Raw genomic sequence first — 25,035 nt, 5'->3', positions numbered from 1 at the left:
GACGGTCAGTCCCGCTAGGCAATCCTCATGCAGATCATTCGTGACTTCCAGTTTGTCGAGCCAGAAGATCGTGGTGCCAGCGTCGCCATTGGAAACTTTGACGGCGTCCATTTAGGGCATCAATCCGTCATTGAACTTGCGCGCAATGCTGAATTGAACGCGCCGCTGGGAGTCATGACCTTCGAGCCGCATCCACGAGAGTATTTTGCCCCAGAGGCTCCGCCCTTTCGTCTGATGCGCGGCAATGCGCGCGCGCACCGGCTGGAAAAGCTCGGCGTGCAGAAGCTTTATGAACTTCCCTTCAATTCGGCGCTGGCGGGAATGACCCCTGAAGCTTTCGCCAGAAACGTCATATGTGATGGACTGGGGCTGTCTCATGTTGTTGTGGGCGCTGACTTTTGTTTTGGCAAAGGGCGCAGCGGCAGCCCTCAGGATCTGGTTCGCTTCGGCGAAGATATGGGGTTCGGTGTAACCATCGCGCCCCTGTTGGAGCGAACCGAGAATGTGGTTTCATCGACCGCAATCCGCACAGCTTTGACCGAAGGGCGTCCGCGTGATGCGGCAACAATGCTGGGTCACTGGCATCGGATCGAGGGCGAGGTCGTTGGAGGCGAGCAACGTGGACGCGACTTGGGATACCCGACGGCCAATATGTCGATCGAAGGGCTGCACCCTCCGAGATTCGGTGTTTATGCAGTTCTGGTCGACGTCCTGGATGGCCCACATCAGGGCAGCTATCACGGGGCGGCATCGGTCGGGACCCGGCCAATGTTCCAAGGTGAGGTTCCCAACATCGAAACATTCCTGTTCGATTTCTCAGGCGATCTTTACGGCGCGACGCTGTCCGTTGGTCTGGTCGACTATCTGCGGCCCGAAATGACATTCGACGGCCTTGACGGGTTGATCGCGCAGATGGATGCCGATTGCGCGCGCGCCCGAGAGATACTGGCTAGTACATGACCACGGATCCAATCGATCGAGCTGGCCTCGCGCCTCGGTTCTGGGAACGCAAGCCACTACGCAAGATGAACCAGCGTGAGTGGGAGGCCCTGTGCGATGGCTGCGGCAAATGCTGCCTGAACAAACTGGAAGACGAAGATACCGGCGAGGTCGCCCTGACATGTGTTGCCTGCCGTCTTTTGGATGACGAAACCTGCCGGTGCACGCAATATGACATCCGGCACCAGTTCGTACCCGAATGCATCGTCATGACACCCGATAACATCGACAGTCATGCCTATTGGTTACCCCAGACCTGCGCCTACCGACTGCTGTGGGAAGGCAAACCACTTTACGACTGGCATCCTTTGGTATCAGGTACGCCAGACAGCGTTCATACCGCCGAAGTTTCCGTGCTGGGGCGAACCGTATCTGAATTCGAAACACCCATGGAAGAATGGGAAGACTACATCATCGAGGAGCCGAGTTGATGCATTTTGCCTCCGACAATTCCGGGCCTGTTCATCCCGAAGTTCTGACCGCGTTGGCCGAGGCCAATCAGGACTATCAGATGGCTTACGGCGCGGACACTTTGATGAACGAAGTCCGTGATCAAATCCGCGGGATCTTTGAGGCGCCCGGCGCGGCCGTCTATCTGGTGGCCACGGGAACAGCCGCAAACTCGCTGGCGTTGGCGACGCTGAGCAAGCCGTGGGAAACCGTATTCTGCTCACCCGTTGCTCATATTCATGAGGATGAGTGCAACGCGCCCGAATTCTACACCGGCGCAAAGCTAACACTGGTGCCGGGCGGCGACAAAATGACCCCCGAAGCGTTGACCAAGTCCATTGAGGGGGAAGAAACCCGCGGCGTTCATGGTCCTCAACGCGGGCCTGTCTCTATCACTCAGGTGACTGAGCGCGGCTCGGTTTACTCGCTGGCCGAACTACAAGCCCTATGTGGTGTTGCCAAATCTTTTGGATTGCCAGTGCATTTGGATGGCGCTCGTTTCACCAACGCTCTGGTTGCCCTAAATTGCTCACCCGCTGAGATGACATGGAAAGCCGGTGTTGATGCGATCAGTTTTGGCGGCACCAAAAACGGGCTGATGGGTGTCGAGGCCGTGATCTTCTTCGACGAAAGCAAAGCATGGGAATTCGAGCTGCGACGTAAGCGCGGTGCGCACCTGTTTTCCAAGCACCGTTACCTGTCGGCCCAAATGGCCGCCTACCTAAAGGATGACCTGTGGTTGAAATCTGCCCGCAAGGCCAATGCCAACTGCGCGCGTCTGGCGGACGGGTTGCGAGCGGTCGGCGCCGAGTTCCTGCATGAGCCCCAAGCCAACATGGTATTTGCCAGTTTCCCCCGCGGACAGCACAAGCGCCTGCACGAGGCAGGCGCTGTCTATCACCTGTGGGGCGATACGCTGGCGGGCGAAGACGATGACGAGAGGCTGGCCTGCCGCCTGGTTTGCGACTGGTCCATCGGAACCGAACAGATCGACCAGTTTCTAAGCCTTCTTTAGGCGGGCGCGCCTGCCCGGCTATTTCATCTCAGCGAGATGACGGTCCAGGTCGTCAAGACGGTCTTGACCCCAGAACCTTTGACCGTCCGGTGTGATATAAAACGGCGCGCCGAATACACCACGATCCACGGCCTCTTCAAGATTGGCGGCATAGGTTTCCGCACCTACCAGAAGACCGCTATCGGCAAGACTTGGATTAAACCCGGCCTGCTCTAGGCAATCGCGGATAACGCCATCGTCGGCGATGTCCTTTTCCTCTGCCCAGCACGCTCGCAGGAAAGAATGGCACAGCTTTCCGACATCCCCTGATCCATCCTGAATGGCCGCAATCACGGCATATGAGGACGGCGCCATATTCGTAGGCCAGTGCGCAGGTTGCAGGTTCAGCGGCATGCTCAGATTACGCGCTTGGCGGACCAGTTCCTGCGCGCGGTATTCGATACGTGAGATATGTCGATCTTTTGGAGGCACTCCCCCGGTTCGGCCGAACAGAGCAATGATATCCAGCGGTTTATAATTGATCGTCGCACCATGCTTGGCTGCAATCTCTTCAAGTCGCATCCCCGCCAGGTAGGAATAGGGCGAGAGTGTCGCAAAAAAGTAGTCAATCTGGGCCATGTTCACTTTCTCCGCTGCGTTATCTTTGCGCGACGGTAGACCCATGCTAAGCGGTGTCAACATCACGAATCTGTCACATTGCCACTGCTGCCCGGGGAAAATCAGCCGATGCCGACACTTCACGAACCCAAGCTTATCGCTGGGAACGCCAATCTTCCGCTTGCCGAAACCATTGCCCGCCGCATGAGCCTGCATCGCGGCGTTGACCAGGGGCTGGTCGATGCGCGGGTCGAACGGTTCAACGACGGCGAGATTTTCGTCGAGGTATTCGAGAACGTGCGCGGCGAAGATATGTTCATCATCCAGCCGACCTCGAACCCGGCCAATGACAACCTGATGGAGTTGCTGATCATTGCCGATGCCCTGCGCCGTTCGTCCGCGGCCCGCATCACTGCTGTGATTCCCTATTTCGGCTATGCCCGACAGGACCGCCGCACTAAAGCGCGCACACCGATAAGTGCCAAGCTGGTGGCTAACATGCTGACTGGCGCAGGGATCGAGCGTATCCTTACGATGGATCTGCACGCCGCCCAGATTCAGGGCTTTTTCGACATGCCGGTGGACAACCTCTATGCCTCACCGATTTTTGCCCTGGATGTAAAGAAGCAATTCAAAGATCAGATGGACGATCTGATGGTGGTCTCGCCGGATGTTGGCGGTGTTGCGCGCGCGCGCGAATTGGCCAAACGTATCAACGCTCCGTTGTCGATCGTTGACAAGCGCCGCGAAAAAGCCGGTGAAATTGCTGAGATGACAGTGATCGGCGACGTCAAAGACAAGATCTGCCTGATCGTGGACGACATCTGCGATACAGCTGGTACACTATGTAAAGCTGCCCAGGTGCTGATAGATAATGGCGCCAAAGAGGTGCATTCTTATATCACGCATGGCGTCATGAGCGGACCTGCAGTTGAACGTGTAACCAATTCGGTCATGAAATCTTTGGTGCTTTCGGACACAATCCAACCAACAGCCGAGATCGAAAAGGCCGCAAATATCCGCATCGTACCTACGGCTCCGATCTTCACGCAGGCAATCCTGAATATCTGGAACGGCACCAGTGTGTCATCCCTGTTCGAGGATAAGACGCTGACTCCGATTTACGAGTCGCTCTATCACATGGACTAATCAGCAAAACTGCTGACCACAGCTTCTGCCATTTGAGATCATGACGGCCTGCTACTCGGCGACCGTCATGATTTCATCCAACGGCTTTTTCATCTTTGCTACTTTCGGCACCTTCGCCTCTTCACTTGGATGACCAACCGCAACGATCATGATCGGTTTTTCGTGATCAGGGCGATCCAATAGTTTATTCAGGAATTTCATAGGGTTGGGTGTATGAGTCAGGGAGACCAACCCAGCGTGATGCAATGCCGTTAGCAGGAAGCCCGTCGCAATACCTGTACTCTCGGGCACATAGTAATTCTTGAACCGCACCCCATCATCGAAATGGCCCCATCTCTGAGCGAATATCACAATTAGCCACGGCGCATCTTCAAGGTGCGGCTTCTGGTCATTTGTTCCAATCGGTTCCAGCGCTTTCAGCCATTCATCCCCGGCACCGCCATCATAGAACTTGCGTTCCTCTTCTTCCGCTTCCTCGCGAATTCGGCGCTTCATCTCGGGATTTGAAATTGCGACGAAGTGCCAAGGCTGATGATTAGCCCCTGATGGAGCGGTTCCTGCGGCGCGAATACACTCTTCGATGACTGCGCGTGACACAGGGCGGTCCGAATAGTCCCGTACGGTATGGCGACGCTTCATCTTGTCATAAAATGCCTGCGCCTCACTCAACATCTCGTCATCCGACATGTCCATACGATCAGGCAGATTCAAAGCTCTGTATTCAATGTGCTCGCGTGCAAACACCGGCAAGGTCCTCCGTATCCATCGCGCGTCGCAGGCGCTTTTTCCGTTATGGTACGGCTGTCAAAAAGGTGCAATCTCCTCTTACGTGCAATACGGACTCAGGAGATATTCCAATCATCTTCGTGCGCCACCTCGCCGATCGCTGTCCAGGATACCCGAATTCTGGCTATACGCGTATCAGACCAAGTCCGAAACACAGCATTAAATCCCTCGGGGGTAATATCTTCTGCCTGCACCTCAGCTCGCAACGCAGATGACGTATCCACATCCCAAAGCGCCACGCCGATCTGCACAAATGGCACTGATCGAAACGCCTCTTTGAACCGAATGGCAGTTCGGCGTTCGCGCGCGCCTTGCCCGGTCCACATATCTCCACCGTCGGCGAAATCGGAAAACAAAACGGATTCGCCCTGATCAATACCGATGGGATGGGTCAGAAATTTCTTCATCGTGTCGTCTTTTCTTTCAATTCCGGCACCTTACCCTGCACCTTTGACGAAATCACGACAAAAAAACGGCCCCGCAAAGCAGGGCCGTTTCGAATGGGTTGAGACGAACTTTTATAAGCTCATATGCGTTCCAAGGGCTTCCATATCAGCCAGCAACTTAGCTGCATCGTCGACAATGGATTGATCGTCACCCGCTTTCGCGGCCTCATGCGAGGCGCGGGCTTCCGCGATCAGGTCATCCATATGCGACCGGGTCACTTCTGCGACCGGAATGGCTTTTTCTGCCAGAACCGAAAGGCCATCGCCGTTGATCTGGGCAAACCCGCCGGTGACCAGGTATTCGCTGGCGCCTGCGGGTGCCTCGACCTTCAGGATGCCCGGGCGCAGCGTAGTGATTGTGGGGGCATGATCGGGCATCGCCGTCATGTCCCCGTCCGCGCCAGGGATCTGGACCGCTGTGGCCTCAAGCGAAGCAAGGCTCCGCTCGGGGCTGACGAGGTCGAATTGCATCGTGTTTGCCATCAAGGATACTCCTTAGGCGGCTTCTGCGGCCATCTTCTCCGCTTTGGCGATCACTTCTTCGATGCCGCCAACCATCAGGAAGGCCGCTTCGGGCAGGTGATCGTATTCGCCAGCGACAACCGCTTTGAACGACGCGATGGTCACATCCAGAGGAACCTGAACGCCGGGCGAACCGGTGAAGACTTCGGCCACGTCGAACGGCTGCGACAGGAAGCGCTCGATCTTACGGGCACGGGCCACGGTCAGTTTGTCCTCTTCCGACAGTTCGTCCATGCCGAGGATGGCGATGATGTCCTGCAGCGACTTGTAGCGCTGGAGGATCTGCTGAACGTCGGTCGCAACTTTGTAGTGCTCTTCACCAACGATGGCCGGATCGAGCAGACGCGAGGTCGAGTCGAGCGGGTCAACCGCCGGGTAGATACCCTTTTCCGAGATCGCACGGTTAAGAACAGTGGTCGCGTCCAAGTGAGCAAATGAGGTTGCCGGCGCAGGGTCGGTAAGGTCGTCCGCAGGCACGTAGATCGCCTGAACCGATGTGATCGAGCCCGACTTGGTCGAGGTGATACGTTCCTGCAGGGCGCCCATGTCGGTAGCCAGTGTCGGCTGGTAACCCACCGCCGAAGGAATACGACCCAGCAGAGCCGACACCTCAGAACCCGCCTGTGTAAAGCGGAAGATGTTGTCGACGAAGAACAGAACGTCGGTACCGGATTGGTCGCGGAACTGCTCGGCTAGAGTCAGACCGGTCAGAGCAACACGTGCACGTGCTCCCGGAGGTTCGTTCATCTGACCGTAAACCAGGGCAACCTGCGATTCTGACAGGTTGTCCGGCTTAATAACGTTCGATTCGATCATCTCGTGATACAGGTCGTTCCCTTCACGGGTCCGTTCGCCAACACCTGCGAACACCGAGAAGCCCGAGTGCACTTTTGCGATGTTGTTGATCAGTTCCATGATCAGAACGGTTTTACCAACGCCGGCACCGCCGAACAGGCCGATCTTACCGCCTTTGGCGTAGGGGGCCAGCAGGTCAACAACCTTGATGCCGGTTACCAGAACTTCCGACTCGGTCGACTGTTCGTCGAATGTCGGCGCGGGCTGGTGGATCGCTCGAGCCTCGGTTGCTTCAACCGGGCCTTTTTCGTCGATCGGCTCACCAACCACGTTCAGGATGCGGCCCAGGGTGGCGTTACCAACCGGAACCGAGATCGGTGCGCCGGTGTCGGTGACGGCTTCGCCACGGACCAGACCTTCGGTCGCGTCCATTGCGATGGTGCGGACGGTGTTTTCACCCAGGTGCTGAGCAACTTCCAACACCAGGCGCTTGCCGTTGTTGGTGGTTTCCAGCGCGTTCAGAATTTCAGGCAGCTGATCTTCAAAGTGCACGTCGACGACGGCCCCGATGATCTGTGTGACTTTGCCTTTTGCATTCGCCATGTTTCGTCTCCGGTATGTCTCTACAGCGCTTCGGCGCCGGAAATAATTTCAATCAGCTCGTTGGTGATCACGGCCTGACGCGAGCGGTTGAACTGGATCGTCAGCTTGTCGATCATTTCACCCGCGTTGCGTGTCGCGTTGTCCATCGCGGACATCCGTGCTCCCTGTTCAGACGCTCCGTTTTCGAGCAGAGCCGAGAAGATCGCGGTCGCGACCCCCTTGGGCAGCAGGTCGGCCAGAATGGCCTCTTCGCTGGGCTCGTAATCGAACACGGCACCGCTGTCGTCATCCTCGGTTTCCTCGAACGAGGCGGGGATGACCTGCTGTGCCGTCGGGATCTGGGTCACAACGTTGACGAACTTCGAGTAGAAGATCGTGGCAACGTCGAACTCACCCCCGTCGAAACGTGACAGGACGTCCTTGGCAATGTCTTGCGCGTTGTTGTAGCCAATGCGCTTGACCTCACTCAGGTCGATATGCCCAACGAACAGATCGCCAAAATCACGCTTGAGCGCATCGCGGCCTTTCTTGCCGACGGTCAAAACCTTGACCGTCTTGCCTTTGCCGCGCAGCTCGTCCGCTTTGGCGCGGGCAAGCTTGGCGATGTTCGCGTTGAAGCCGCCACACAGGCCGCGTTCAGCTGTCATCACAACCAGCAGATGGACATCATCGCTGCCCGTACCACGGAGCAACTTGGGAGCGCTGTCGCTGCCCCCGACCGACGCCGCCAGCCCCGCCATCACGGCATTGAACCGTTCGGCATAAGGGCGCGAGGCTTCGGCAGATTCCTGGGCGCGGCGCAGTTTTGCAGCCGCGACCATCTGCATGGCCTTGGTGATCTTGCGGGTCGATTTGACCGACTCGATCCTGTTTTTAAGGTCCTTCAGACTAGGCATCGGAACCCCCTATCAAGCGAAGGTCGCGGCGTATTCGTCGATCGCTGCCTTGAGTTTGTCTGCTGCGTCACCTTTGATCTTCGGATCTTCGTCGGTAATCCACTTCAGCAGGTCAGCGTGCTTGCCGCGCAGATGCGCCAGCAGGCCAGCCTCATAGCGGCCAACGTCAGATACGTCGATCTTGTCGAGGTAGCCGTTGGTGCCTGCGAAGATGACGCAGACGATTTCGGCGTTGGTCAGCGGCGAGTACTGAGGCTGTTTCATCAGCTCGGTCAGACGCGCACCGCGGTTCAGCAGCTGCTGAGTTGCGGCGTCGAGGTCCGAACCGAACTGCGCAAACGCAGCCATTTCGCGGTACTGAGCCAGTTCCAGCTTAACAGGACCAGCAACCGATTTCATCGCATCGGTTTGAGCCGAGGAGCCCACACGCGAAACCGACAGACCGGTGTTCACAGCAGGACGGATACCTTGGTAGAACAGTTCGGTTTCCAGGAAGATCTGACCGTCGGTGATCGAGATCACGTTGGTCGGAATAAACGCCGAAACGTCACCACCCTGAGTTTCGATAACCGGCAGAGCGGTCAGCGAACCTGCACCGAAGTCTTCGTTCAGCTTCGCCGAACGCTCCAGCAGACGCGAGTGGAGGTAGAAAACGTCGCCAGGATAGGCTTCACGTCCGGGCGGACGACGCAGCAGCAGCGACATCTGACGATACGATACAGCCTGTTTCGACAGGTCATCATAGATGATCAGCGCGTGGCGACCGTTGTCACGGAAGTACTCAGCCATCGCAGTCGCGGCATAAGGCGCCAGGAACTGCATCGGTGCCGGGTCGGAAGCGGTCGCGGCCACAACAATCGAGTATTCAATCGCGCCGGACTCTTCCAGTTTCTTCACCAGCTGCGCAACGGTCGAACGCTTCTGACCAACCGCAACGTAAACGCAGTACAGTTTCTTCGACTCGTCGTCGCCTGCTGCGTCGTTATACACTTTCTGGTTCAGAATGGTGTCCAGAGCCACAGCAGTTTTACCGGTCTGACGGTCACCAATGATCAGTTCCCGCTGACCACGGCCGATCGGGATCATCGCGTCAACCGATTTCAGGCCGGTTGCCATCGGCTCGTGCACCGATTTACGCGGGATGATGCCGGGGGCTTTAACGTCTGCAACGCCACGTTTGGAGGCATTGATCGGGCCCTTGCCGTCCAGCGGGTTGCCCAGACCGTCAACAACGCGGCCCAGCAGTTCGTCACCGATCGGAACGTCCACGATCGAGTTGGTGCGCTTAACAGTGTCACCTTCTTTGATGTCACGGTCAGAACCGAAGATAACGACACCGACGTTGTCGCTTTCCAGGTTCAGCGCCATGCCCATGATGCCACCGGGGAATTCGACCATCTCACCCGCTTGCACGTTGTCCAGGCCGTATACACGGGCAATCCCGTCACCGACGCTCAGCACGCGGCCGATCTCGGCTACTTCGGCTTCCTGACCAAAATTCTTGATCTGGTCCTTCAGGATTGCAGAAATCTCTGCAGCTTGGATTCCCATTTATCCGACCTCTTTCATTGCATTCTGTAGGGAGTTCAGCTTCGAACGGATCGAGCTATCGATCATTTTCGAGCCCACTTTAACGACAAGACCGCCGATGAGACTTTCATCAACGGTCGCATTGATTGTTACGGTCTTGCCCACACGCTCGGACAGCGTCTTGGACAGTTTTTCCATCTGAGTCTTGGTCAGCGCCTTGGCCGAGGCGACATCGGCGGTCACTTCGCCGCGCTCATCCGCCAGCATGTCGCGCAGAACCTGTACCAGCTGCGGTACAACAAACAGGCGGCGTTTCTGCGCCATTAGACCCAGCGTATTGCGCAGGATGGCATGCAGGCCCATCTTGTCGGCAACTGCGGTGATTGCGCTTTCCTGTTCGGCGCGCGAAACCAGAGGCGATGCAATCAGGTCGCGCAATTCGGCGCTGTCGCCCAATGCTGCTGCCAGATCGTTGATTCCGGTTTCCAGACCTGCGAGGTCATTATTCTCTTTCGCGATCTCGAAGATCGCGGTGGCATAGCGCTCGGCAATGCCTGTGGAAATCGAAGCTGGTTCGGACACGTCCACCCTTCCGATATTTGAGGCCCCGATTTCGAGTAGCGGCCGCTACCTTGGGGCGTGAGGAAACCCCGTCCATTTAGGGCGGGGATCAAAATCACCGGGGATGTAGCAGAGGTGTTCCAACCAAGCAATACGCTATAGCGGTAACAGATTTATCCACAAATCCATATTTTTCATACACTTAAGCCAAGTGCGACCCTTTGGACCGATTGCGGCAGTTGAAAAATGTTACGAATATGCAGGTTTTTGCGATTCCTGTGACCTTTTTCCCGCATTTTTTCCATTCGAAACGCGCCGGATTGTCACGCAGGCTTCAACAAACCATCCAGCGCTTTGATCGGACGTTTCGCGGCGTCTTTGGTGACGTTTCCACTGGGTGGCCGGATAAGCTTGGTCGCCTCAACCATCAGTACCCCACCGGCCATGACGGTTGGAATCCGCTGCCCAGTTTTTTCGATCAGGCTACCTGATTTCAGCCAAAACCGACGAAACGAGGGCGGAAGATATAGCGCCGAGCAATGGCTTTCGGGTACAAAATGATGCGCGCGCAGTTGGTTCTCAAGCTGGCTTGTTGAATAGGGCTGCCCAAAGCCGAACGGCGTCCGGTCTGAACGCGACCAAAGTCCTGCCCGGTTTGGCACGACAAACAATGCCCGCCCACCGGGTCCCAACGCGCGCCAGCATTCCTCAAGCAGTTGACTCGGGCGGTTCGAAGTTTCCAAACCATGCATCACTACCAATTTGTCTACATGACCAGTTTCGATTGGCCACATCGTCTCTTCGGTCAGAACCGAGACATTGGGCATTCCCGCTGGCCATGGCATTACGCCCTGCGGCCCCGGCATCAAGCCGATCACACGACGTGCATCTTTGAGGTAGGGCCGCAACAAAGGTACAGCAAAACCAAAGCCTACCACAGTTTGCCCTTTGGCTTCGGGCCAAAGATCCACCAGTCGCCCACGGATCGCCGCTTGGGCCGCGCGACCCAAGGTGCTGCGATAGTAAAAATTCCTCAGATCCTGCACATCAAGATGCATTGCGGACACCCGGTCAATCGGCTTAGCTGGGCGCAGTCTAGCAATGAAAGGGCAAAAGGCCATGCCTCTTGAGATCGTTACCGTCCCCTGCCTCAGCGACAATTATGCCTTTCTCACCCACGATCCCGTCAGTGGCGAGACCGCATTGGTTGACGCGCCAGAATCCACTCCGATTCTGGCGGAACTTGAGGCGCGAGGCTGGCAATTAAGCCACGTGTTGCTGACTCACCACCATTGGGACCATGTGGATGGATTGAGTGGCATACTGGAAAAACAACCTGCGCGCGTGATCGGCGCAAAGGCGGATGAACACCGGCTGCCAAAACTCGACCAGGCAGTTGTTGAAAGTGACACATTCTATATAGGCAGCGAACCGGTCGAAGTTCTGGATGTCCCGGGTCATACCGTCGGGCACATTGCATTCTACATGCCGGAATCCGGCGCCGTCTTTACGGCGGACAGCCTGATGGCTTTGGGATGCGGTCGGTTGTTCGAGGGCACGCCCGCACAAATGTGGGCCTCTCTCAGCAAGCTGGCGGCCCTGCCAGATGAAACAATCGTGTGCTCGGGCCACGAGTATACGCAGTCAAACGCCAAATTCGCCCTGACAATCGATCCTGACAACCCTGCCCTGTTGGATCGCGTGGCCGATATCAACCGCGCCCGCGCTGCCGGAGAACCCACAGTGCCCTCAGTTTTGGGGCAGGAAAAGGCGACAAATCCGTTTCTGCGCGCTGCGGATCCGGTGATTCAGGCCCATCTGGGTATGAAAAATTCTGACCCGGCGTCGGTTTTTGCCGAAATACGTGCCCGAAAAGACCACTTTTAGTGCCTTTCAAGCCCCTATCACGGCCACGGTCACAACAAATGTGACTGTCAAGTGAAAGAAAACCCTTGAAGCCGGGCCACGATCAACCAAACTCTAATAGTATGAGGACATGGTTGGGATGGGGATCCGGCCTAAGGCCCCCTTCCGGCCCAATACAGAGGAGCACCCGCGTGCCTTCATTCTCGAGCACACTTGAACAAGCCATCCACGCGGCCCTTGCGGCGGCGAATGAACGGCGACATGAATTTGCAACGCTAGAGCATTTGCTGCTGGCGCTGCTGGAAGAACCCGACGCGATACGCGTTATGAAAGCATGCAGCGTTGATCTTGATGAGTTGCGCAGCACCTTGGTCGAATTCATCGACGAAGACCTGTCTAACCTCGTCACCGACATAGACGGGTCCGAGGCCGTGCCAACGGCTGCGTTCCAACGTGTCATCCAGCGTGCAGCGATCCATGTTCAAAGCTCTGGCCGCACCGAAGTGACCGGGGCGAATGTTCTGGTCGCTATCTTCGCCGAACGCGAAAGCAACGCGGCCTATTTCCTGCAAGAGCAAGACATGACCCGCTATGACGCGGTGAACTTTATCGCCCACGGTGTCGCAAAGGACCCGGCCTATGGTGAAAACCGGCCGGTGACTGGTGCGGATGAAGCCGAAGAAGAAGCGCAGACCACCTCTGGCGAGGCCGATCAAAAGGAAAGCGCGCTTGGCAAGTATTGCATCGATTTGAACGCAAAATCGCGCGCGGGAGATGTTGATCCGCTGATCGGACGCTCGGACGAGGTTGAACGCTGCATCCAGGTGCTGTGTCGCCGCCGCAAAAACAATCCCCTGTTGGTAGGGGACCCCGGTGTTGGCAAAACAGCCATCGCGGAAGGCTTGGCACATAAGATCGTGGCTGGAGAAGCTCCCGACGTTCTTGCGGAAACCACTATCTATTCGCTGGACATGGGGGCCTTGCTCGCAGGGACCCGCTATCGCGGTGACTTCGAAGAGCGGCTGAAAGCGGTTGTGACCGAGTTGGAAGAACACCCCGATGCGGTTCTCTTCATCGACGAAATTCACACCGTAATCGGCGCTGGAGCGACTTCGGGTGGAGCCATGGATGCATCGAACCTGCTGAAGCCGGCGCTGCAGGGTGGCAAACTGCGCACCATGGGCTCGACCACTTACAAGGAGTTTCGTCAGCATTTCGAAAAAGACCGTGCGCTTAGCCGCCGATTCCAGAAGATTGACGTAAACGAGCCTTCGGTCGAAGACAGCGTGAAGATTCTGCGTGGTCTGAAACCGTATTTTGAAGAGCATCACTCGATCAAATACACTGCTGACGCAATCAAGACGGCTGTCGAACTGTCGGCGCGCTACATCAATGACCGCAAACTGCCCGACAAGGCCATCGACGTGATCGATGAGGCCGGGGCGGCACAGCATCTGCTGGCCGAGAGCAAACGACGCAAAACCATTGGCGTCAAAGAGATCGAGGCGGTGGTTGCAAAGATTGCGCGTATCCCGCCCAAGAACGTTACCAAGGATGACGCCGAGGTTCTGAAAGATCTCGAAACCTCGCTGAAACGCGTGGTGTTTGGTCAGGATGAAGCCATCGAAGCGCTGTCCAGCGCCATCAAACTGGCCCGTGCCGGTCTGCGGGAACCAGAGAAACCCATCGGTAACTATCTGTTTGCCGGTCCGACCGGTGTGGGTAAAACCGAGGTGGCGAAACAACTGGCGGATACGCTGGGTGTGGAACTGCTGCGCTTTGACATGTCGGAATACATGGAGAAGCACGCGGTCAGCCGCCTGATTGGTGCCCCTCCGGGTTATGTCGGGTTTGATCAGGGCGGTCTGTTGACCGATGGCGTCGATCAGCATCCGCATTGTGTGCTGTTGCTTGATGAAATCGAAAAGGCGCATCCGGACGTGTTCAACATTCTGTTGCAGGTGATGGATCATGGCGAGTTGACCGATCACAACGGTCGTACGGTGAACTTCCGCAACGTCGTGCTGATCATGACCTCGAATGCAGGGGCTCAGGAACAAGCCAAGGCCGCCATCGGCTTTGCCCGCGACCGTCGCGAAGGCGAGGACACTGCAGCGATCGAACGCATGTTCACGCCGGAATTCCGCAACCGCCTGGACGCCGTGATCTCATTTGCGCCGCTGCCGAAAGAGGTCATCTTGCAGGTCGTCGAAAAGTTCGTCCTGCAGCTTGAAGCTCAATTGCTGGATCGTGGCGTGACCATCGATCTGACCCCCCGTGCCGCCGAATGGCTGGCCGACAAGGGCTATGATGACAAGATGGGTGCACGTCCGCTGGGACGTGTCATTCAGGAGCACATTAAGAAGCCTCTGGCCGAGGAGCTGCTGTTCGGTAAATTGGCCAAAGGTGGCGTGGTCCGTGTTTCGGTCAAAAAAGGCGAATTGAGCCTTGAAATCCTGGGGCCCGATCAGCCACGTATACCCGGTGACAAGCCCCCGCTGCTGACAGCAGACTGACCTTAATCTTGAAACCTGCTTGAACGCCTGCCAACTTCATTTGGCAGGCGTTTTTCATTTGCATAAGTCGGCTGAGAACAGGTGCAGAATTGCGTAGAATCGGTGCGTTGATATTTCCCGGGTTTGAATTGCTGGATGTCTTTGGTCCGATGGAGATGTTCGGCCTTCTGGAGGACGATTTCCAATTGGAACTTGTCGCTGAAACCCCAGGGCCAATTCAAAGCAACCAAAGGCTGAAAGCGATCGCCGAACACTCGATCAGCGACGATACCCATTATGATATCCTCTTCGTCCCCGGCGGCACCGGAACGCGCCGCGAAGTCGGGAATCGCCGCCTGCTGGATTGGATCTCGATCAGCGCCGAGAAGGTGGAGTTCACCCTGAGTGTTTGCACCGGCAGCGCCCTTCTTGCCAAAGCTGGTGTTTTGGACACTCGGCGCGCCACCACGAATAAGGCTGCGTATTCGTGGGTCCGCACGCAGGGGCCAAATGTCGACTGGGTGCCTCAGGCGCGATGGGTCGAAGATGGCCCCTTCCTGACATCATCCGGAGTTTCTGCCGGTATGGACATGACGCTGGGCGCTATCGCCTTGATGCACGGAGAAGACAGAGCCGAGGAAGTTGCCAAGTGGTGCGAGTATTCGTGGCACAAGGACAAGAGCCACGATCCCTTTGCCCAAATTCACGGGTTGGTCTGATACCCGTTTGCTGCTTACCGCTCGGTCAGTTTCAACTCGATCCGGCGATTCTGCGCACGGGCCTCGGGGGTGTCCGCTGGGTTAACGGGCTGGAATTCCCCGAACCCGTTTGCTGCAAGCCGATCCGGAGGAATACCCAGCGCATCAACCATATAGCGCACCACAGACAAAGCGCGGCCCTGGCTGAGTTCCCAATTGTCGCGATACCGTCCAGTACTCACAAGCGGTACATTGTCGGTATGCCCATCGACCCGGATGACCCAGTTCAATCCACCAGGGATTTCTGCGGCGACACTACGCAGAATATTGGCGACCTTGGCGACCTCTTGGCGGCCTTCGACAGACAACTCTGCCGAGCCTGTGGCAAAAAGAACCTCGGACGAGAATACGAATCTGTCACCCTCGATCCGAACACCTTCCTGATCGCCCAGCACATCCCGCAAACGCCCGAAGAATTCCGAGCGGTAACGCTGCAGATCTTCCGCCTGTGCTGTCAGCTCCTGGTTTTGACCGGCGAGTTCCTCGGCTTCGGCCTCAAGACGGATACGCTCGGCCTCTTCCAGCAACCTCCGGCGGCGCTCTTCCGAGGCCGCACGCGCGAGGGCCGCATTCAAATCCTGCCCCAGCGTCTGAATCTGAATTTCAGCTGCCGCATTTCGATCTTCATAATCATCCAAAAGCGCCTGCAAGGATCCGAGCTGGCTGCGCAACGCCGACATCTGCTGATTTAACAGGGCGGTCTGCCGCTGCGCCTCTGCCGATATCTCTTTCTCTGACGCAAGTGTATCTTGTGCCAAAGCCAAGAGCGCAGCACGCTCGTCTGCGAGTGACTTTTGTTCGTCGACCTGCGCTTGAGCTTGCGTTTGTGCCTCTAGCGCAGCCTGAAGCTGAGCTCTTAACTCTTCGGCATTGATTTCGCCAAATTTCTGCTCCAACTCTGCCTGCGCGGCTCGCGCTGCGGCCAGCAAGGTCAGTGTTTCTTCGGCTTCCTTACGTTGTGCTTCTAATGCGAGTGTCATCGCCGTCAGCTCGGCATCTGCATCCTGCAAACGATTGCGCAAGGTTTCCGCCGCAGCCGCCTCGGCGAGACGCGCGGCTTCTTCTTCGGTCAGTTGTTGCTCAAGCTCAGTGATTTGAAGGGCTTGAGCATCTTTGTTGGTTTCAAGGTCGGCAATCAAGGCCTCAAGCGCTTCGCGCCGTGCAGCGGCCAGACGCGCGGCTTCGGCTTGCGCGTCGATTTCCTCCCGACTTTGGGCAAGCGCCAGATTGAGGGCCTCTTGTTCAGTCAGCAGTTCATCACGCTGAGTTTCCAGCGCTGTAATATCTCCCTGTGCCCGTTCCTGATCAGCAAGTAATGCGGCGACCTGCGCCTCGAAGTCGGTGATGCGTCCTTGTGCTTGCGCCAAATCATCTTCGACCCGATTCAGGGTCGTGTTCAGCGTTCCCAACCGAGCTTGAAGGCGGCTGTTTTCCCGCTCTTCCAGCCCCAACGCCCCAGCCAGTGCTGCGATTTCGTCGGACAGCGCGGTCAGTTCATCCTCTTGGCCTGAAATGGTCTCGCGCAGCACAAACTGGACAACCATGAAGATGGTCAACACAAAGGTCAAAACCATCAGCAAGCCGGTCATTGCGTCCACGAAACCGGGCCAGACCGAGCCCGAGAACCGTTGACCTGTGCGGCGGGACAGCGCCATCCGTTACTCTCCTTCCGGAGAGCTACGCACCGCGCCGCGTGGAAGAGTGAGTGCTTTGACCAGTAGCTCGAAGTCCTTGCGCAGCTCGTTCATGCTGTCCTGACGACCGGCGGAAATCTCTTCGAGAATACGCAGTAGCTGTACATCCATCGATCGCAGGCGCATCCGGCTTTCGGCATCGATCCCCTCACCCGCGCCGTGTTCGCGCATATGATCCAGCAGTGCATCTTGCCCAAGCGCCACACGTTCCAATGCCGCCGTAACGCCATCGGTCTGGGCCTGCCGCTGGTTCATTTCCCCGATCACATCAACCAATTGACCCAGTTTGGTTGAGACATTGATCCGGTCAACTTCTTGCGCCGAGAACATATCCTGCAGGGCATCCATCTGCTCGGACATCGCATCAAGAACCGGTGTCAGCACGGCCAGTTCTGCGCCCCCTTCATCACCCGCCGCAAATCCGACGCGGGTAATTGATGACAGCCATTCCTCCAACTCACGGTAAAATCGGTTCTGGCCATGACCTGCAAATAATTCCAGCAAGCCGACGATCAGTGATCCAGCCAAGCCCAGTAGAGACGAGCCAAAGGCAACACCCATTCCCTGCAGCTGTGATTCCAGTCCTGTCATCAGACGATTGAAGACGGCCAAGCCCTCCTCGCCTTCTTGAGGGTTCAGGCTGCGGATTGTGTCGACGATGGCCGGAACCGTTGTAGCCAGTCCAAAGAAGGTACCCAAAAGACCAAGGTAGATCAGCACGTTGGTGATATAACGCGTGATCTCACGCTCCTCCTCCACCCGTTCGGCGACGGAGTCGAGGATTGACCGGGTTGAGCTGGAACTGATCTGAGACCGCGCACCCCGTTCACGTAGAAGCGACGCCAGTGGAGCCAACAATTGCGGCGGGCGCACATCGTCCCGCTCGACCCCACCGATGAAAGCTTCAATCCAACGAACCGAGCCGATCAACTGCGTAACTTGCAGAAAACAGGCGGCAACACCGATGACAAAAACGAGCAGGATGAATCCGTTAAGATACAGATTGGCTTGAACGACGGGCATCACATAGGGCAGTGCCATGAACACGCCTAGCCCCGACAGCCCGATTGCAATCAGCATCATCAAGATTTGACGGATCGGTTGTGAGAAATGCGGTCTCACGCCCTGATGTGCCTGCGCCATGCGCGTGGCTCCTGGTATTGTCTGCTCTGGGCTGAACCTAACGAAGTTCGTCCCGCGACGCCAAGAGTTTATGCACTGATTGTCCGCACCCGTTGCGACAACCACTCAAGGTCCGGGTCGTGCAGCCCTATATCGGTCAGGTGCGACGCGGTATTATAGAGATACTCGGTATTCGGTCCGCGCCCGCCAACCGCATGGGCGATGATCTGGGCTTGCTCTTCCAATGGCAGGCCACCGCAATACTGAACATGATGCGCGTCGATTACGTAAGTCACTGCGTTCACGATCGTCCCGCAGTCCAGATGCACATCAAGCATTCGTTCAAGATATGCTGACGAGATCAGCTCGCGCTCGCGCAGCTCCGCCAAGGTGCGATCTTCATGTCCTGCTTCGACGGCCAGAGCCAAACCAGTGCAGAGCGCGTCGGGCTGCTCGTCTAGCGCCAGAACCAGACCGGGGTCCTCTTCGGTGCCGCGATGGTGGATCGAACGCATACAAAACGACCGCGCATATCCATGCAAAGTGGCACGTTCACTGCGGGCTACCGAGAAACCCGGGTTCCAAAGCAGCGATCCATATCCGAATACCCACATCGTCATTGCACTGGTCCTTGCCTGTTTGGCCCTATAAACATCAAATCCGAGGCAGGAAAAAGGGCCATTCATCATGCGTCGTCTGATACGCGTTTTTGTATTTATCGCCCTTGCGTGGAGCGCGTATTGGTTTGTGGCCGGTTACGGGCTGCGCAACGCACTGACCGGTTGGTTTGACAGGCAGCAGGAACTGGGCTGGCAGGCTGACTTCTCAGACGTGACAACAGCCGGATATCCGTTTCAACACATCACGCGCCTAGATAACCCCGCTTTGGCCGATCCAGTTAACGGAACTGCATGGAGCGCGGATTGGATCGAGTTCCAAAGCCCAGCAATCTGGCCTGGCCGTCAGATGCTGCGCTTTGCCAGCACGCCACAGCGCCTGTCCTATTTCGACCAGACCACAACCGTTCAGGCTGAGGAGCTACAAGCCGAACTGCACCTCCAACCTGGCGTCGCACTGGTGCTTGAGAAAATGGCGCTGACTTCTGAACGCTGGTTGCTGACCACCGAAGGTGATCCGCAGGCTGGTGGTCAAACGCTGGGTCTTGTGATGGAACAATCCGGAGCACCCGAAAGCTATGGGATTACGGCAAATGTCGACGGATTTACACCTGGTGATGATCTGAGGCGTCTGATGCGTTCAGCCTCGACCCTACCGCAATCGTTCGAAACACTTGAGCTGGATATGTTTGTCACTTTCGACAAACCCTGGGATCGCTCAGCGCTTGAGCAGCGTCGCCCTCAACCCGTCGAGATCGACCTGCGATTGGCAGAGGTGAAATGGGGAGAGTTGCGCCTGTTCGCCACCGGAGAATTGGATGTAGACGAACAAGGCATCCCAACCGGTGAAATCGCGATGAAGGCGGAAAACTGGCGCGATATGATCGCGATGGCAAATGCTGCAGGCGCACTTCCTGATCAGGCAGTTGATGCGGTGACCCGCGCTTTGGGGTTCATGGCCGGTTTGGGCGGCAATCCGAATGCGCTGGATTTACAACTGAATTTCCGTGACGGATTTGTCGCCTTGGGGCCGCTGCCGCTTGGCCCTGCACCCCGGCTAGTTCTCCGTTAACGGCAATAAGTACCGCTGCGATACCGCGCAGTATCAAGGTGGAAATGATCCCGATGATAGCGATCCAAGTTTGGCCCCAGAACCGTGCCAAACGGCCCACAAGCGCCGCGCCAGACTTTGGTTAGTTGTTTCTTGGACGGATTCTTGCGCCAACCATCCAGGACTGTCACCACCTCACCATCCGCCATCTTGAAACCCGATATGTCGATGGCGCGCCCCTTGCCGTGTTCGGATATTCGCGCCCCTTTGCGGTTGTTCCGCGTTCGACAAGCGTAGTGCGCGGCGACCTGCAGTTCGACCACCGGACCACGTCGTTTGAACGTGGGTTTAACGGCTTTGTCGACCCATTTGTTCAGTGCCTGCGCTGTGCCGCAATCCATCGTTGAAGGGCGGCTTAATTTGACCCCCGAAACCGACGTGATCTGAACCGCGTCCTTGATCCCACAGGCTTTGATCTTGCCGTTAACGCGCCCGACCGCCTTGCCCTGTATGTCGATGTCACCGCACACCGAGGTTTTGCGCAGCTTGCGTTTCTTGAAGAGAACTTGCTGTTCCAATAGTTCTGGTCGAACAAATGGCCGGATCGAATTCTCTGGCCCCAACAATGGGAGATCAACCGGTCGGGCCGCCGCGGCCGTTACCTGAGGTGAATCAGGCCTTAGGATGGGGCGGATGTTGGAAGTGACAACGGTTTTAACCACCTCGGAGTTCGCTGGGCGTGTCAGCGGCACAAGAGAGGCTTCAGGCGCAGCGGAATGTGAAGTCGTTGCCGTCAATACGGCAAAACCTATCAATAAGCCGCTGCTCAAGCCTCTCATGTCGATGTCTTTCCCCGCCCAAAATCTGGTGCATCCGTGTCCTGCCCAGCATCGATAATGCCTCGGCGGATCGCCCGTGTGCGCGTAAAGTAGTCGAACAATTGCTCTCCGTCACCTGTGCGGATAGCCCGTTGAAGTGCAAAGAGTTCTTCGGTGAAACGTCCTAGAATCTCCAGCGTCGCGTCCTTGTTGGTCAGAAAAACATCGCGCCACATAGTCGGATCTGAGGCTGCGATTCGCGTAAAGTCGCGGAAACCGGCGGCCGAGTATTTGATGACTTCGGTGTCTGTAACCCGCCGAAGATCATCTGCGACACCCACCATCGTGTAGGCGATCAGGTGCGGAGCATGCGAGGTAACGGCCAAAACCAAATCATGGTGATCAGCGTCCATCTCATCGACATTCGAACCCATGCCTTCCCAGAAAGCGCGCAGTTGCGCGATTGCGCCTATATCTGAACCTTCTACCGGCACCAGCAGACACCAGCGGTTGTCAAACAGCTCGGCGAAACCAGCTTCGGGGCCGGAATGTTCGGTTCCGGCTAGAGGGTGGGCAGGAATGAAATGGACTCCATCGGGGATGTGCGGCGAGACAGCCTTGATCACATGACGCTTGACCGACCCGACATCCGAAACTGTTGCACCCGGCTTCAGAACTGGTGCGATATCTTCTGCCACGGCTCCCATCGCCCCAACAGGAACACAAAGGACCACTAGGTCAGCATCTTCGACTGCCTCTTTCGCGGTATCGCATACCCGGTCGCAAAGCCCGATACGACGCGCAGTCTCACGTGTCGCCTCAGATCGGGCATAACCGGTAACTTCGCCTGCAAGCCCGGCGCGTTTGATCGCCCAGAACATGGAGGATGCGATTAGGCCCAGCCCAATCAGCGCCACACGGTCGTATATCTGGGTCATGCAGCGCCCCCTTTGAACGCGGTAATGGCTGCAACCACGCGGCGGCAGGCGTTTTCGTCACCTACGGTAATCCGCAGAGCGTTTGGCAGGTTGTAGCCCGCAACCCGCCGAACGATCAAACCCTGAGTTTTCAGGAAATCGTCACAAGCCTCAGCCTCGTTCCGATCAGCAAAGCGGGCGAGTACGAAATTGGTGCAGGAGGCATCTGAAGCCACTCCAACCTTGGCCAGTTCCTCGGACAACCAAATGCGAAGGCGCGCATTCTCTGACTGGCAGAACCGCAGATATTCTTCGTCGCCTACAGCGGCTTCTGCGGCTGCCAGCGCGGTCAAAGACAGATTGAAGGGCTGCCGGACGCGGTTCAGCACGTCGATTATCTCTTTCGCTGCATAGCCCCAGCCAACGCGCATCCCCCCAAGACCGTACACCTTGGAGAATGTTCGGGTCATGATGACGTTGCTAAACTTGTCAACAAGCCAGGCCCCACCATCGAAGCCGTCGACAAATTCTGCATAGGCGCCATCCAGCACCATTAGGCAATCGGTGGGCAACCCCTGCGCCAACCGTTCCAACTCTGCGTCAGAAACCATTGTTGAAGTCGGGTTCCCTGGATTGGTTACAAAGACAATCCGTGTCCGGCCTGTGACCGCAGCGAGGATGTTATCCACGTCCACTCGACGATCCCGCTCGGAAACCATGACTGGGGTCGCCCCAGCCATTCGCGCGATGATTGGGTACATGGAAAACCCATGCTCGGTATAAATCACCTCATCGCCCGGCCCGGCATAGGCCTGCGCTACGAATTGCAGCACCTCGTCACTGCCGACGCCGCATATAATACGGTCCGGGTTCAACCCATGCTTTTCAGCAATCGCGTTGCGCAGGCTGGCGTGATCGGTGCTGGGATAACGATGCAACGAAGCTGCGCTATCGCGCACGGCCTCGATTGCCTTGGGGCTTGGTCCGAAAGGGTTTTCATTGGAACTCAGCTTGATGACTTCAGCCACGCCCTCAACATGTGACTGCCCGCCCTGATACAGTGCGATGTCCATAATGCCGGGTTGTGGGGTGATCTGGTTCATGAGGGGCTCCAATAACGTGGCCCCTCTTACCCTTCTCATCGCATTGAGAAAAGCGGCAATTCCTTCAGACCGCCTCGAAGCAGGTCATCGCCGGTTCAGCAGAATGAAATGCCCGGATATCCTCGGCTCAGCCCTTGCGATATCGCAACGCTCACCGATGGTGCCTCCTCGGATCCGCCTCTTCATCTGGCTCAAAATATCTCGGGGGAGTCGCAAAGCGACGGGGGCAGAGCCCCCCAAATAAAAAAGACCGCGCTGTAAGCGCGGCCCCTAAACTCTACAGGTCGGCGAAGATTAGTTCTTCGCGTAGAATTCGACGACCAGGTTCGGTTCCATCACTACCGGGTAAGGCACATCGCTCAGGCCTGGCGCACGCACGAAGGTCGCGGTCATTTTTGAGTGATCCGCGTCGATGTAGTCAGGGACATCACGCTCGGCCAGAGCAGCCGCTTCCAGAACAACAGCCAGTTGCTTGGACTTGTCACGTACTTCGATCACGTCGCCTTCTTTGACGCGGTAGCTGGGGATGTTGACCCGCTTGCCGTTCACTTTGACGTGGCCGTGGTTCACGAATTGACGCGCGGCAAACACGGTTGCAACAAACTTGGCACGATAGACAACAGCGTCCAGACGACGTTCCAGCAGACCGATCAGGTTTTCACCGGTGTCACCGTTCACACGAACAGCTTCGGCGTAGATGCGGCGGAACTGCTTCTCGGTCAGGTCGCCATAATAGCCTTTCAGCTTCTGCTTGGCACGCAGCTGCAGACCAAAGTCCGACAGTTTGCCCTTGCGGCGCTGACCGTGCTGGCCGGGGCCATATTCACGACGGTTGACCGGGGATTTCGGACGACCCCAGATGTTTTCGCCCATCCGGCGGTCGATTTTGTACTTGGCAGACGTGCGTTTGGTCACGGCTGATCTCCTTCGTTTGGTCGAGGCCACATTGGCCACTATGAAGGGCGTTGTCCTCTTGAGGTTTCCCCCATGACAGGCATCCCCTTGCGGGGGCCACCAACACCAATGAAGCCGCGCTTATATCTGCAGTTTTACCAGAGTCAACATGCCGAACCGAACAGTCGGGCCGTTTTCCGTATTATTCATACAATTTTCAGCGGTGCGGCCTGCTATTCAGCGGCAACACCCACGATTTTTGGCATATCTGCGGGAATTGCGATCACCCCAGCCCCAGAACCGGGGAAGGCAATCACCTTACTGTCATCGATAAATCCAATATCGGCGGGCTCCATATTCTCAGCCGCCTCACTGACCCAAAACTCTTGATCCGCTTCGGGGCATCCGTCCTTGAAAATCAACATCAGAGAAGAACCACCGACAATTTGCACAAGCTCGGCAGTGAATTTCTGCGCTCCATTTGTCAGCTCGACGAGCGAGCCCTGAGCTACAGCAAGCGGGTCAAAAGCAACATCCGCTCGTGCCGCCAGCGCTGATACAACATTTGAGTATGCATCGTTCTGAACATAAACATCAGCATCTGCCGACAATTCGATCTTGCGGCCCCGCCAAGACCAAGCTGCACCGACAACCATATGGGCAAGAGGCGCCGCCTCAAGCCCGTCAATCTCTGTCTGCGACCAAGATATCGCTACCTGACCGTTAAACCCGGTTCCCATATACCCGCCCGTACATTTACTCGCCCAACTTTTTATGTTGCATGTGTATCAGTGAAAAAATGGGCGGAAAAGAGACCGAAATGCAGCATTCACAAAAATGTTGCCAAAGAACAAAGTCACTTTGAGACTTAACCCGTTTCGCCGCCAGGCTACATGCATGCAGCCCTGCAAATATCAAATAACTCGAGTGCCGCAGTCGGCCGATCTTGTGATAGAAATTCCCGATGAGTGCGTTGAAGTAATTGGCAAGAGTATCCGATCTTAAGACCTCTGCGAAAGCACTAACAATGAATGGTCATTGCTGTGAAATCGCCCATAGTGCGTAGAAGTAGCGTAGACGAGATCCAATTTCGGAAAGCAAGCACGACAGGTCTTACTGGAACATTCCTTTGACGAAAGCATGCATTTTGCCCAGCGACGACCAGCTGAGGTACACGTTGGCTATAAGGTCAAAGGTTTTCACAGGCATACACGCACAGGTTGGTTTAAACGTTCAATTTGATACCATATTTTTCAGAAAGAACTCTTGGCTTCACGAATAATCCATTTCAAGGGAACTTCTGTTGATGATCAGTCGCATTTTAGTCGTCGGAGCACTAACCGTTGCTGGC

25 protein-coding genes are annotated in these 25,035 nt (G+C 56.6%); 8 read left to right on the top strand and 17 right to left on the bottom strand.

Features of this window, described 5'->3' with window-relative positions; all coding sequences use genetic code 11:
* The first annotated feature begins 27 nt into the window (after positions 1 to 27).
* From ACR0JR_RS06825 to ACR0JR_RS06815, 3 genes are read left to right on the top strand one after another with little or no spacing between them, the layout of a single operon-like run.
* On the top strand, positions 28 to 960 hold the full coding sequence (locus tag ACR0JR_RS06825) for a bifunctional riboflavin kinase/FAD synthetase (RefSeq protein ID WP_480455546.1): 933 nt from the start codon (positions 28 to 30) through the stop codon (positions 958 to 960).
* A complete protein-coding gene (locus ACR0JR_RS06820; protein ID WP_170779495.1) occupies positions 957 to 1,430 on the top strand; it encodes a YcgN family cysteine cluster protein in 474 nt (157 codons plus the stop codon). Before ACR0JR_RS06825 ends, ACR0JR_RS06820 begins: the two co-directional genes overlap by 4 nt.
* Entirely contained in the window at positions 1,430 to 2,464 is a 1,035-nt protein-coding gene (locus ACR0JR_RS06815; RefSeq protein WP_480455545.1) for a threonine aldolase family protein, read from the top strand. Before ACR0JR_RS06820 ends, ACR0JR_RS06815 begins: the two co-directional genes overlap by 1 nt.
* Before the next feature lie 18 nt (positions 2,465 to 2,482).
* Here ACR0JR_RS06815 and ACR0JR_RS06810 read toward each other — a convergent pair whose 3' ends face one another.
* Positions 2,483 to 3,082: a 2-hydroxychromene-2-carboxylate isomerase gene (locus tag ACR0JR_RS06810; RefSeq protein WP_170473013.1), complete on the bottom strand. Its 600-nt coding sequence runs from the start codon at positions 3,080 to 3,082 to the stop codon at positions 2,483 to 2,485.
* Between the two features lie 108 nt (positions 3,083 to 3,190).
* Here ACR0JR_RS06810 and ACR0JR_RS06805 point away from each other — a divergent pair, with 108 nt between their 5' ends.
* Positions 3,191 to 4,210, top strand: a complete 1,020-nt coding sequence (locus tag ACR0JR_RS06805; protein WP_010441767.1) for a ribose-phosphate pyrophosphokinase — start codon at positions 3,191 to 3,193, stop codon at positions 4,208 to 4,210.
* Between the two features lie 51 nt (positions 4,211 to 4,261).
* On the opposite strand, the gene ACR0JR_RS06800 is transcribed toward ACR0JR_RS06805, so the two are convergent.
* From ACR0JR_RS06800 to ACR0JR_RS06765, 8 genes are all read right to left on the bottom strand, one after another.
* Positions 4,262 to 4,954, bottom strand: coding sequence for a nitroreductase family protein (locus ACR0JR_RS06800; protein WP_480455543.1), 693 nt, complete (start codon positions 4,952 to 4,954; stop codon positions 4,262 to 4,264).
* 98 nt (positions 4,955 to 5,052) lie between these two features.
* On the bottom strand, positions 5,053 to 5,403 hold the full coding sequence (locus ACR0JR_RS06795; RefSeq protein WP_010441765.1) for an H-type lectin domain-containing protein: 351 nt from the start codon (positions 5,401 to 5,403) through the stop codon (positions 5,053 to 5,055).
* Between the two features lie 111 nt (positions 5,404 to 5,514).
* The gene (locus tag ACR0JR_RS06790) at positions 5,515 to 5,925 is read right to left on the bottom strand and encodes a F0F1 ATP synthase subunit epsilon (RefSeq protein ID WP_010441764.1); all 411 of its coding nucleotides are present in this window, start codon (positions 5,923 to 5,925) and stop codon (positions 5,515 to 5,517) included.
* A 12-nt stretch (positions 5,926 to 5,937) separates the two neighbouring features.
* Positions 5,938 to 7,362, bottom strand: coding sequence for a F0F1 ATP synthase subunit beta (atpD, locus tag ACR0JR_RS06785; RefSeq protein ID WP_039537698.1), 1,425 nt, complete (start codon positions 7,360 to 7,362; stop codon positions 5,938 to 5,940).
* A gap of 20 nt (positions 7,363 to 7,382) precedes the next feature.
* Positions 7,383 to 8,258 carry a F0F1 ATP synthase subunit gamma gene (locus ACR0JR_RS06780; RefSeq protein ID WP_170541380.1) on the bottom strand — a complete coding sequence of 292 codons (876 nt, stop codon included), beginning with the start codon at positions 8,256 to 8,258 and terminating at the stop codon, positions 7,383 to 7,385.
* Between the two features lie 12 nt (positions 8,259 to 8,270).
* Positions 8,271 to 9,809, bottom strand: coding sequence for a F0F1 ATP synthase subunit alpha (gene atpA / locus ACR0JR_RS06775; protein ID WP_010441761.1), 1,539 nt, complete (start codon positions 9,807 to 9,809; stop codon positions 8,271 to 8,273).
* On the bottom strand, positions 9,810 to 10,370 hold the full coding sequence (locus ACR0JR_RS06770) for a F0F1 ATP synthase subunit delta (RefSeq protein WP_480455542.1): 561 nt from the start codon (positions 10,368 to 10,370) through the stop codon (positions 9,810 to 9,812).
* A 302-nt stretch (positions 10,371 to 10,672) separates the two neighbouring features.
* Positions 10,673 to 11,407, bottom strand: a complete 735-nt coding sequence (locus tag ACR0JR_RS06765; RefSeq protein WP_480455541.1) for a class I SAM-dependent methyltransferase — start codon at positions 11,405 to 11,407, stop codon at positions 10,673 to 10,675.
* Positions 11,408 to 11,468: 61 nt separating this feature from the next.
* Between ACR0JR_RS06765 and gloB the strand changes: the two genes are divergently transcribed.
* From gloB to ACR0JR_RS06750, 3 genes are all read left to right on the top strand, one after another.
* Positions 11,469 to 12,236 (top strand): hydroxyacylglutathione hydrolase, encoded by a 768-nt coding sequence (gloB, locus tag ACR0JR_RS06760; protein WP_480455540.1) that lies wholly within the window; start codon positions 11,469 to 11,471, stop codon positions 12,234 to 12,236.
* Between the two features lie 170 nt (positions 12,237 to 12,406).
* Positions 12,407 to 14,731: an ATP-dependent Clp protease ATP-binding subunit ClpA gene (gene clpA, locus ACR0JR_RS06755; protein ID WP_010441757.1), complete on the top strand. Its 2,325-nt coding sequence runs from the start codon at positions 12,407 to 12,409 to the stop codon at positions 14,729 to 14,731.
* A gap of 89 nt (positions 14,732 to 14,820) precedes the next feature.
* Positions 14,821 to 15,429, top strand: a complete 609-nt coding sequence (locus ACR0JR_RS06750; RefSeq protein WP_480455539.1) for a DJ-1/PfpI family protein — start codon at positions 14,821 to 14,823, stop codon at positions 15,427 to 15,429.
* 14 nt (positions 15,430 to 15,443) lie between these two features.
* Here ACR0JR_RS06750 and ACR0JR_RS06745 read toward each other — a convergent pair whose 3' ends face one another.
* The 3 genes from ACR0JR_RS06745 to ACR0JR_RS06735 all read right to left on the bottom strand — a co-directional run bounded on the left by ACR0JR_RS06745 (position 15,444) and on the right by ACR0JR_RS06735 (position 18,904).
* Positions 15,444 to 17,123, bottom strand: coding sequence for a peptidoglycan -binding protein (locus ACR0JR_RS06745; RefSeq protein WP_480455538.1), 1,680 nt, complete (start codon positions 17,121 to 17,123; stop codon positions 15,444 to 15,446).
* Between the two features lie 3 nt (positions 17,124 to 17,126).
* Positions 17,127 to 18,305, bottom strand: a complete 1,179-nt coding sequence (locus ACR0JR_RS06740; RefSeq protein WP_480455537.1) for a biopolymer transporter ExbB — start codon at positions 18,303 to 18,305, stop codon at positions 17,127 to 17,129.
* Between the two features lie 68 nt (positions 18,306 to 18,373).
* Positions 18,374 to 18,904 (bottom strand): gamma-glutamylcyclotransferase, encoded by a 531-nt coding sequence (locus ACR0JR_RS06735; protein WP_170772623.1) that lies wholly within the window; start codon positions 18,902 to 18,904, stop codon positions 18,374 to 18,376.
* A 67-nt stretch (positions 18,905 to 18,971) separates the two neighbouring features.
* Between ACR0JR_RS06735 and ACR0JR_RS06730 the strand changes: the two genes are divergently transcribed.
* Positions 18,972 to 19,973, top strand: coding sequence for a DUF2125 domain-containing protein (locus ACR0JR_RS06730; RefSeq protein ID WP_170541397.1), 1,002 nt, complete (start codon positions 18,972 to 18,974; stop codon positions 19,971 to 19,973).
* On the opposite strand, the gene ACR0JR_RS06725 is transcribed toward ACR0JR_RS06730, so the two are convergent.
* The 5 genes from ACR0JR_RS06725 to ACR0JR_RS06705 form a co-directional block, all read right to left on the bottom strand.
* Positions 19,970 to 20,791: an extensin-like domain-containing protein gene (locus ACR0JR_RS06725; RefSeq protein ID WP_480455535.1), complete on the bottom strand. Its 822-nt coding sequence runs from the start codon at positions 20,789 to 20,791 to the stop codon at positions 19,970 to 19,972. The genes ACR0JR_RS06730 and ACR0JR_RS06725 overlap by 4 nt on opposite strands.
* Positions 20,788 to 21,708, bottom strand: coding sequence for a prephenate/arogenate dehydrogenase family protein (locus ACR0JR_RS06720; RefSeq protein ID WP_480455534.1), 921 nt, complete (start codon positions 21,706 to 21,708; stop codon positions 20,788 to 20,790). The genes ACR0JR_RS06725 and ACR0JR_RS06720 overlap by 4 nt, the downstream gene beginning before the upstream one ends.
* Complete coding sequence (gene hisC / locus ACR0JR_RS06715) at positions 21,705 to 22,790, bottom strand: histidinol-phosphate transaminase (RefSeq protein WP_480455533.1); 1,086 nt, start codon at positions 22,788 to 22,790, stop codon at positions 21,705 to 21,707. The genes ACR0JR_RS06720 and hisC overlap by 4 nt, the downstream gene beginning before the upstream one ends.
* Before the next feature lie 294 nt (positions 22,791 to 23,084).
* Positions 23,085 to 23,705 carry a 30S ribosomal protein S4 gene (gene rpsD / locus ACR0JR_RS06710; RefSeq protein ID WP_170473046.1) on the bottom strand — a complete coding sequence of 207 codons (621 nt, stop codon included), beginning with the start codon at positions 23,703 to 23,705 and terminating at the stop codon, positions 23,085 to 23,087.
* A gap of 212 nt (positions 23,706 to 23,917) precedes the next feature.
* Positions 23,918 to 24,424 carry a hypothetical protein gene (locus ACR0JR_RS06705; protein ID WP_480455531.1) on the bottom strand — a complete coding sequence of 169 codons (507 nt, stop codon included), beginning with the start codon at positions 24,422 to 24,424 and terminating at the stop codon, positions 23,918 to 23,920.
* Positions 24,425 to 25,035 lie beyond the last annotated feature (611 nt).

Source organism: Ruegeria sp. AA3 (genome assembly GCF_056542905.1).
The sequence above is the reverse complement of the archived record's forward strand: the minus strand, read 5'-3'. Positions and strand labels throughout refer to the sequence as shown.

Coding starts and splice junctions, on each gene's coding strand:
- hisC (WP_480455533.1), bottom strand. CDS start 22,790: ATGAACCAGATCACCCCACAACCCGGCATTATGGACATCGCACTGTAT.
- ACR0JR_RS06820 (WP_170779495.1), top strand. CDS start 957: ATGACCACGGATCCAATCGATCGAGCTGGCCTCGCGCCTCGGTTCTGG.
- ACR0JR_RS06810 (WP_170473013.1), bottom strand. CDS start 3,082: ATGGCCCAGATTGACTACTTTTTTGCGACACTCTCGCCCTATTCCTAC.
- ACR0JR_RS06705 (WP_480455531.1), bottom strand. CDS start 24,424: ATGGGAACCGGGTTTAACGGTCAGGTAGCGATATCTTGGTCGCAGACA.
- ACR0JR_RS06805 (WP_010441767.1), top strand. CDS start 3,191: ATGCCGACACTTCACGAACCCAAGCTTATCGCTGGGAACGCCAATCTT.
- ACR0JR_RS06795 (WP_010441765.1), bottom strand. CDS start 5,403: ATGAAGAAATTTCTGACCCATCCCATCGGTATTGATCAGGGCGAATCC.
- ACR0JR_RS06730 (WP_170541397.1), top strand. CDS start 18,972: ATGCGTCGTCTGATACGCGTTTTTGTATTTATCGCCCTTGCGTGGAGC.
- ACR0JR_RS06790 (WP_010441764.1), bottom strand. CDS start 5,925: ATGGCAAACACGATGCAATTCGACCTCGTCAGCCCCGAGCGGAGCCTT.
- ACR0JR_RS06740 (WP_480455537.1), bottom strand. CDS start 18,305: ATGGCGCAGGCACATCAGGGCGTGAGACCGCATTTCTCACAACCGATC.
- atpD (WP_039537698.1), bottom strand. CDS start 7,362: ATGGCGAATGCAAAAGGCAAAGTCACACAGATCATCGGGGCCGTCGTC.
- ACR0JR_RS06825 (WP_480455546.1), top strand. CDS start 28: ATGCAGATCATTCGTGACTTCCAGTTTGTCGAGCCAGAAGATCGTGGT.
- gloB (WP_480455540.1), top strand. CDS start 11,469: ATGCCTCTTGAGATCGTTACCGTCCCCTGCCTCAGCGACAATTATGCC.
- atpA (WP_010441761.1), bottom strand. CDS start 9,809: ATGGGAATCCAAGCTGCAGAGATTTCTGCAATCCTGAAGGACCAGATC.
- ACR0JR_RS06745 (WP_480455538.1), bottom strand. CDS start 17,123: ATGGCGCTGTCCCGCCGCACAGGTCAACGGTTCTCGGGCTCGGTCTGG.
- ACR0JR_RS06735 (WP_170772623.1), bottom strand. CDS start 18,904: ATGACGATGTGGGTATTCGGATATGGATCGCTGCTTTGGAACCCGGGT.
- ACR0JR_RS06815 (WP_480455545.1), top strand. CDS start 1,430: ATGCATTTTGCCTCCGACAATTCCGGGCCTGTTCATCCCGAAGTTCTG.
- ACR0JR_RS06720 (WP_480455534.1), bottom strand. CDS start 21,708: ATGACCCAGATATACGACCGTGTGGCGCTGATTGGGCTGGGCCTAATC.
- ACR0JR_RS06765 (WP_480455541.1), bottom strand. CDS start 11,407: ATGCATCTTGATGTGCAGGATCTGAGGAATTTTTACTATCGCAGCACC.
- ACR0JR_RS06725 (WP_480455535.1), bottom strand. CDS start 20,791: ATGAGAGGCTTGAGCAGCGGCTTATTGATAGGTTTTGCCGTATTGACG.
- ACR0JR_RS06780 (WP_170541380.1), bottom strand. CDS start 8,258: ATGCCTAGTCTGAAGGACCTTAAAAACAGGATCGAGTCGGTCAAATCG.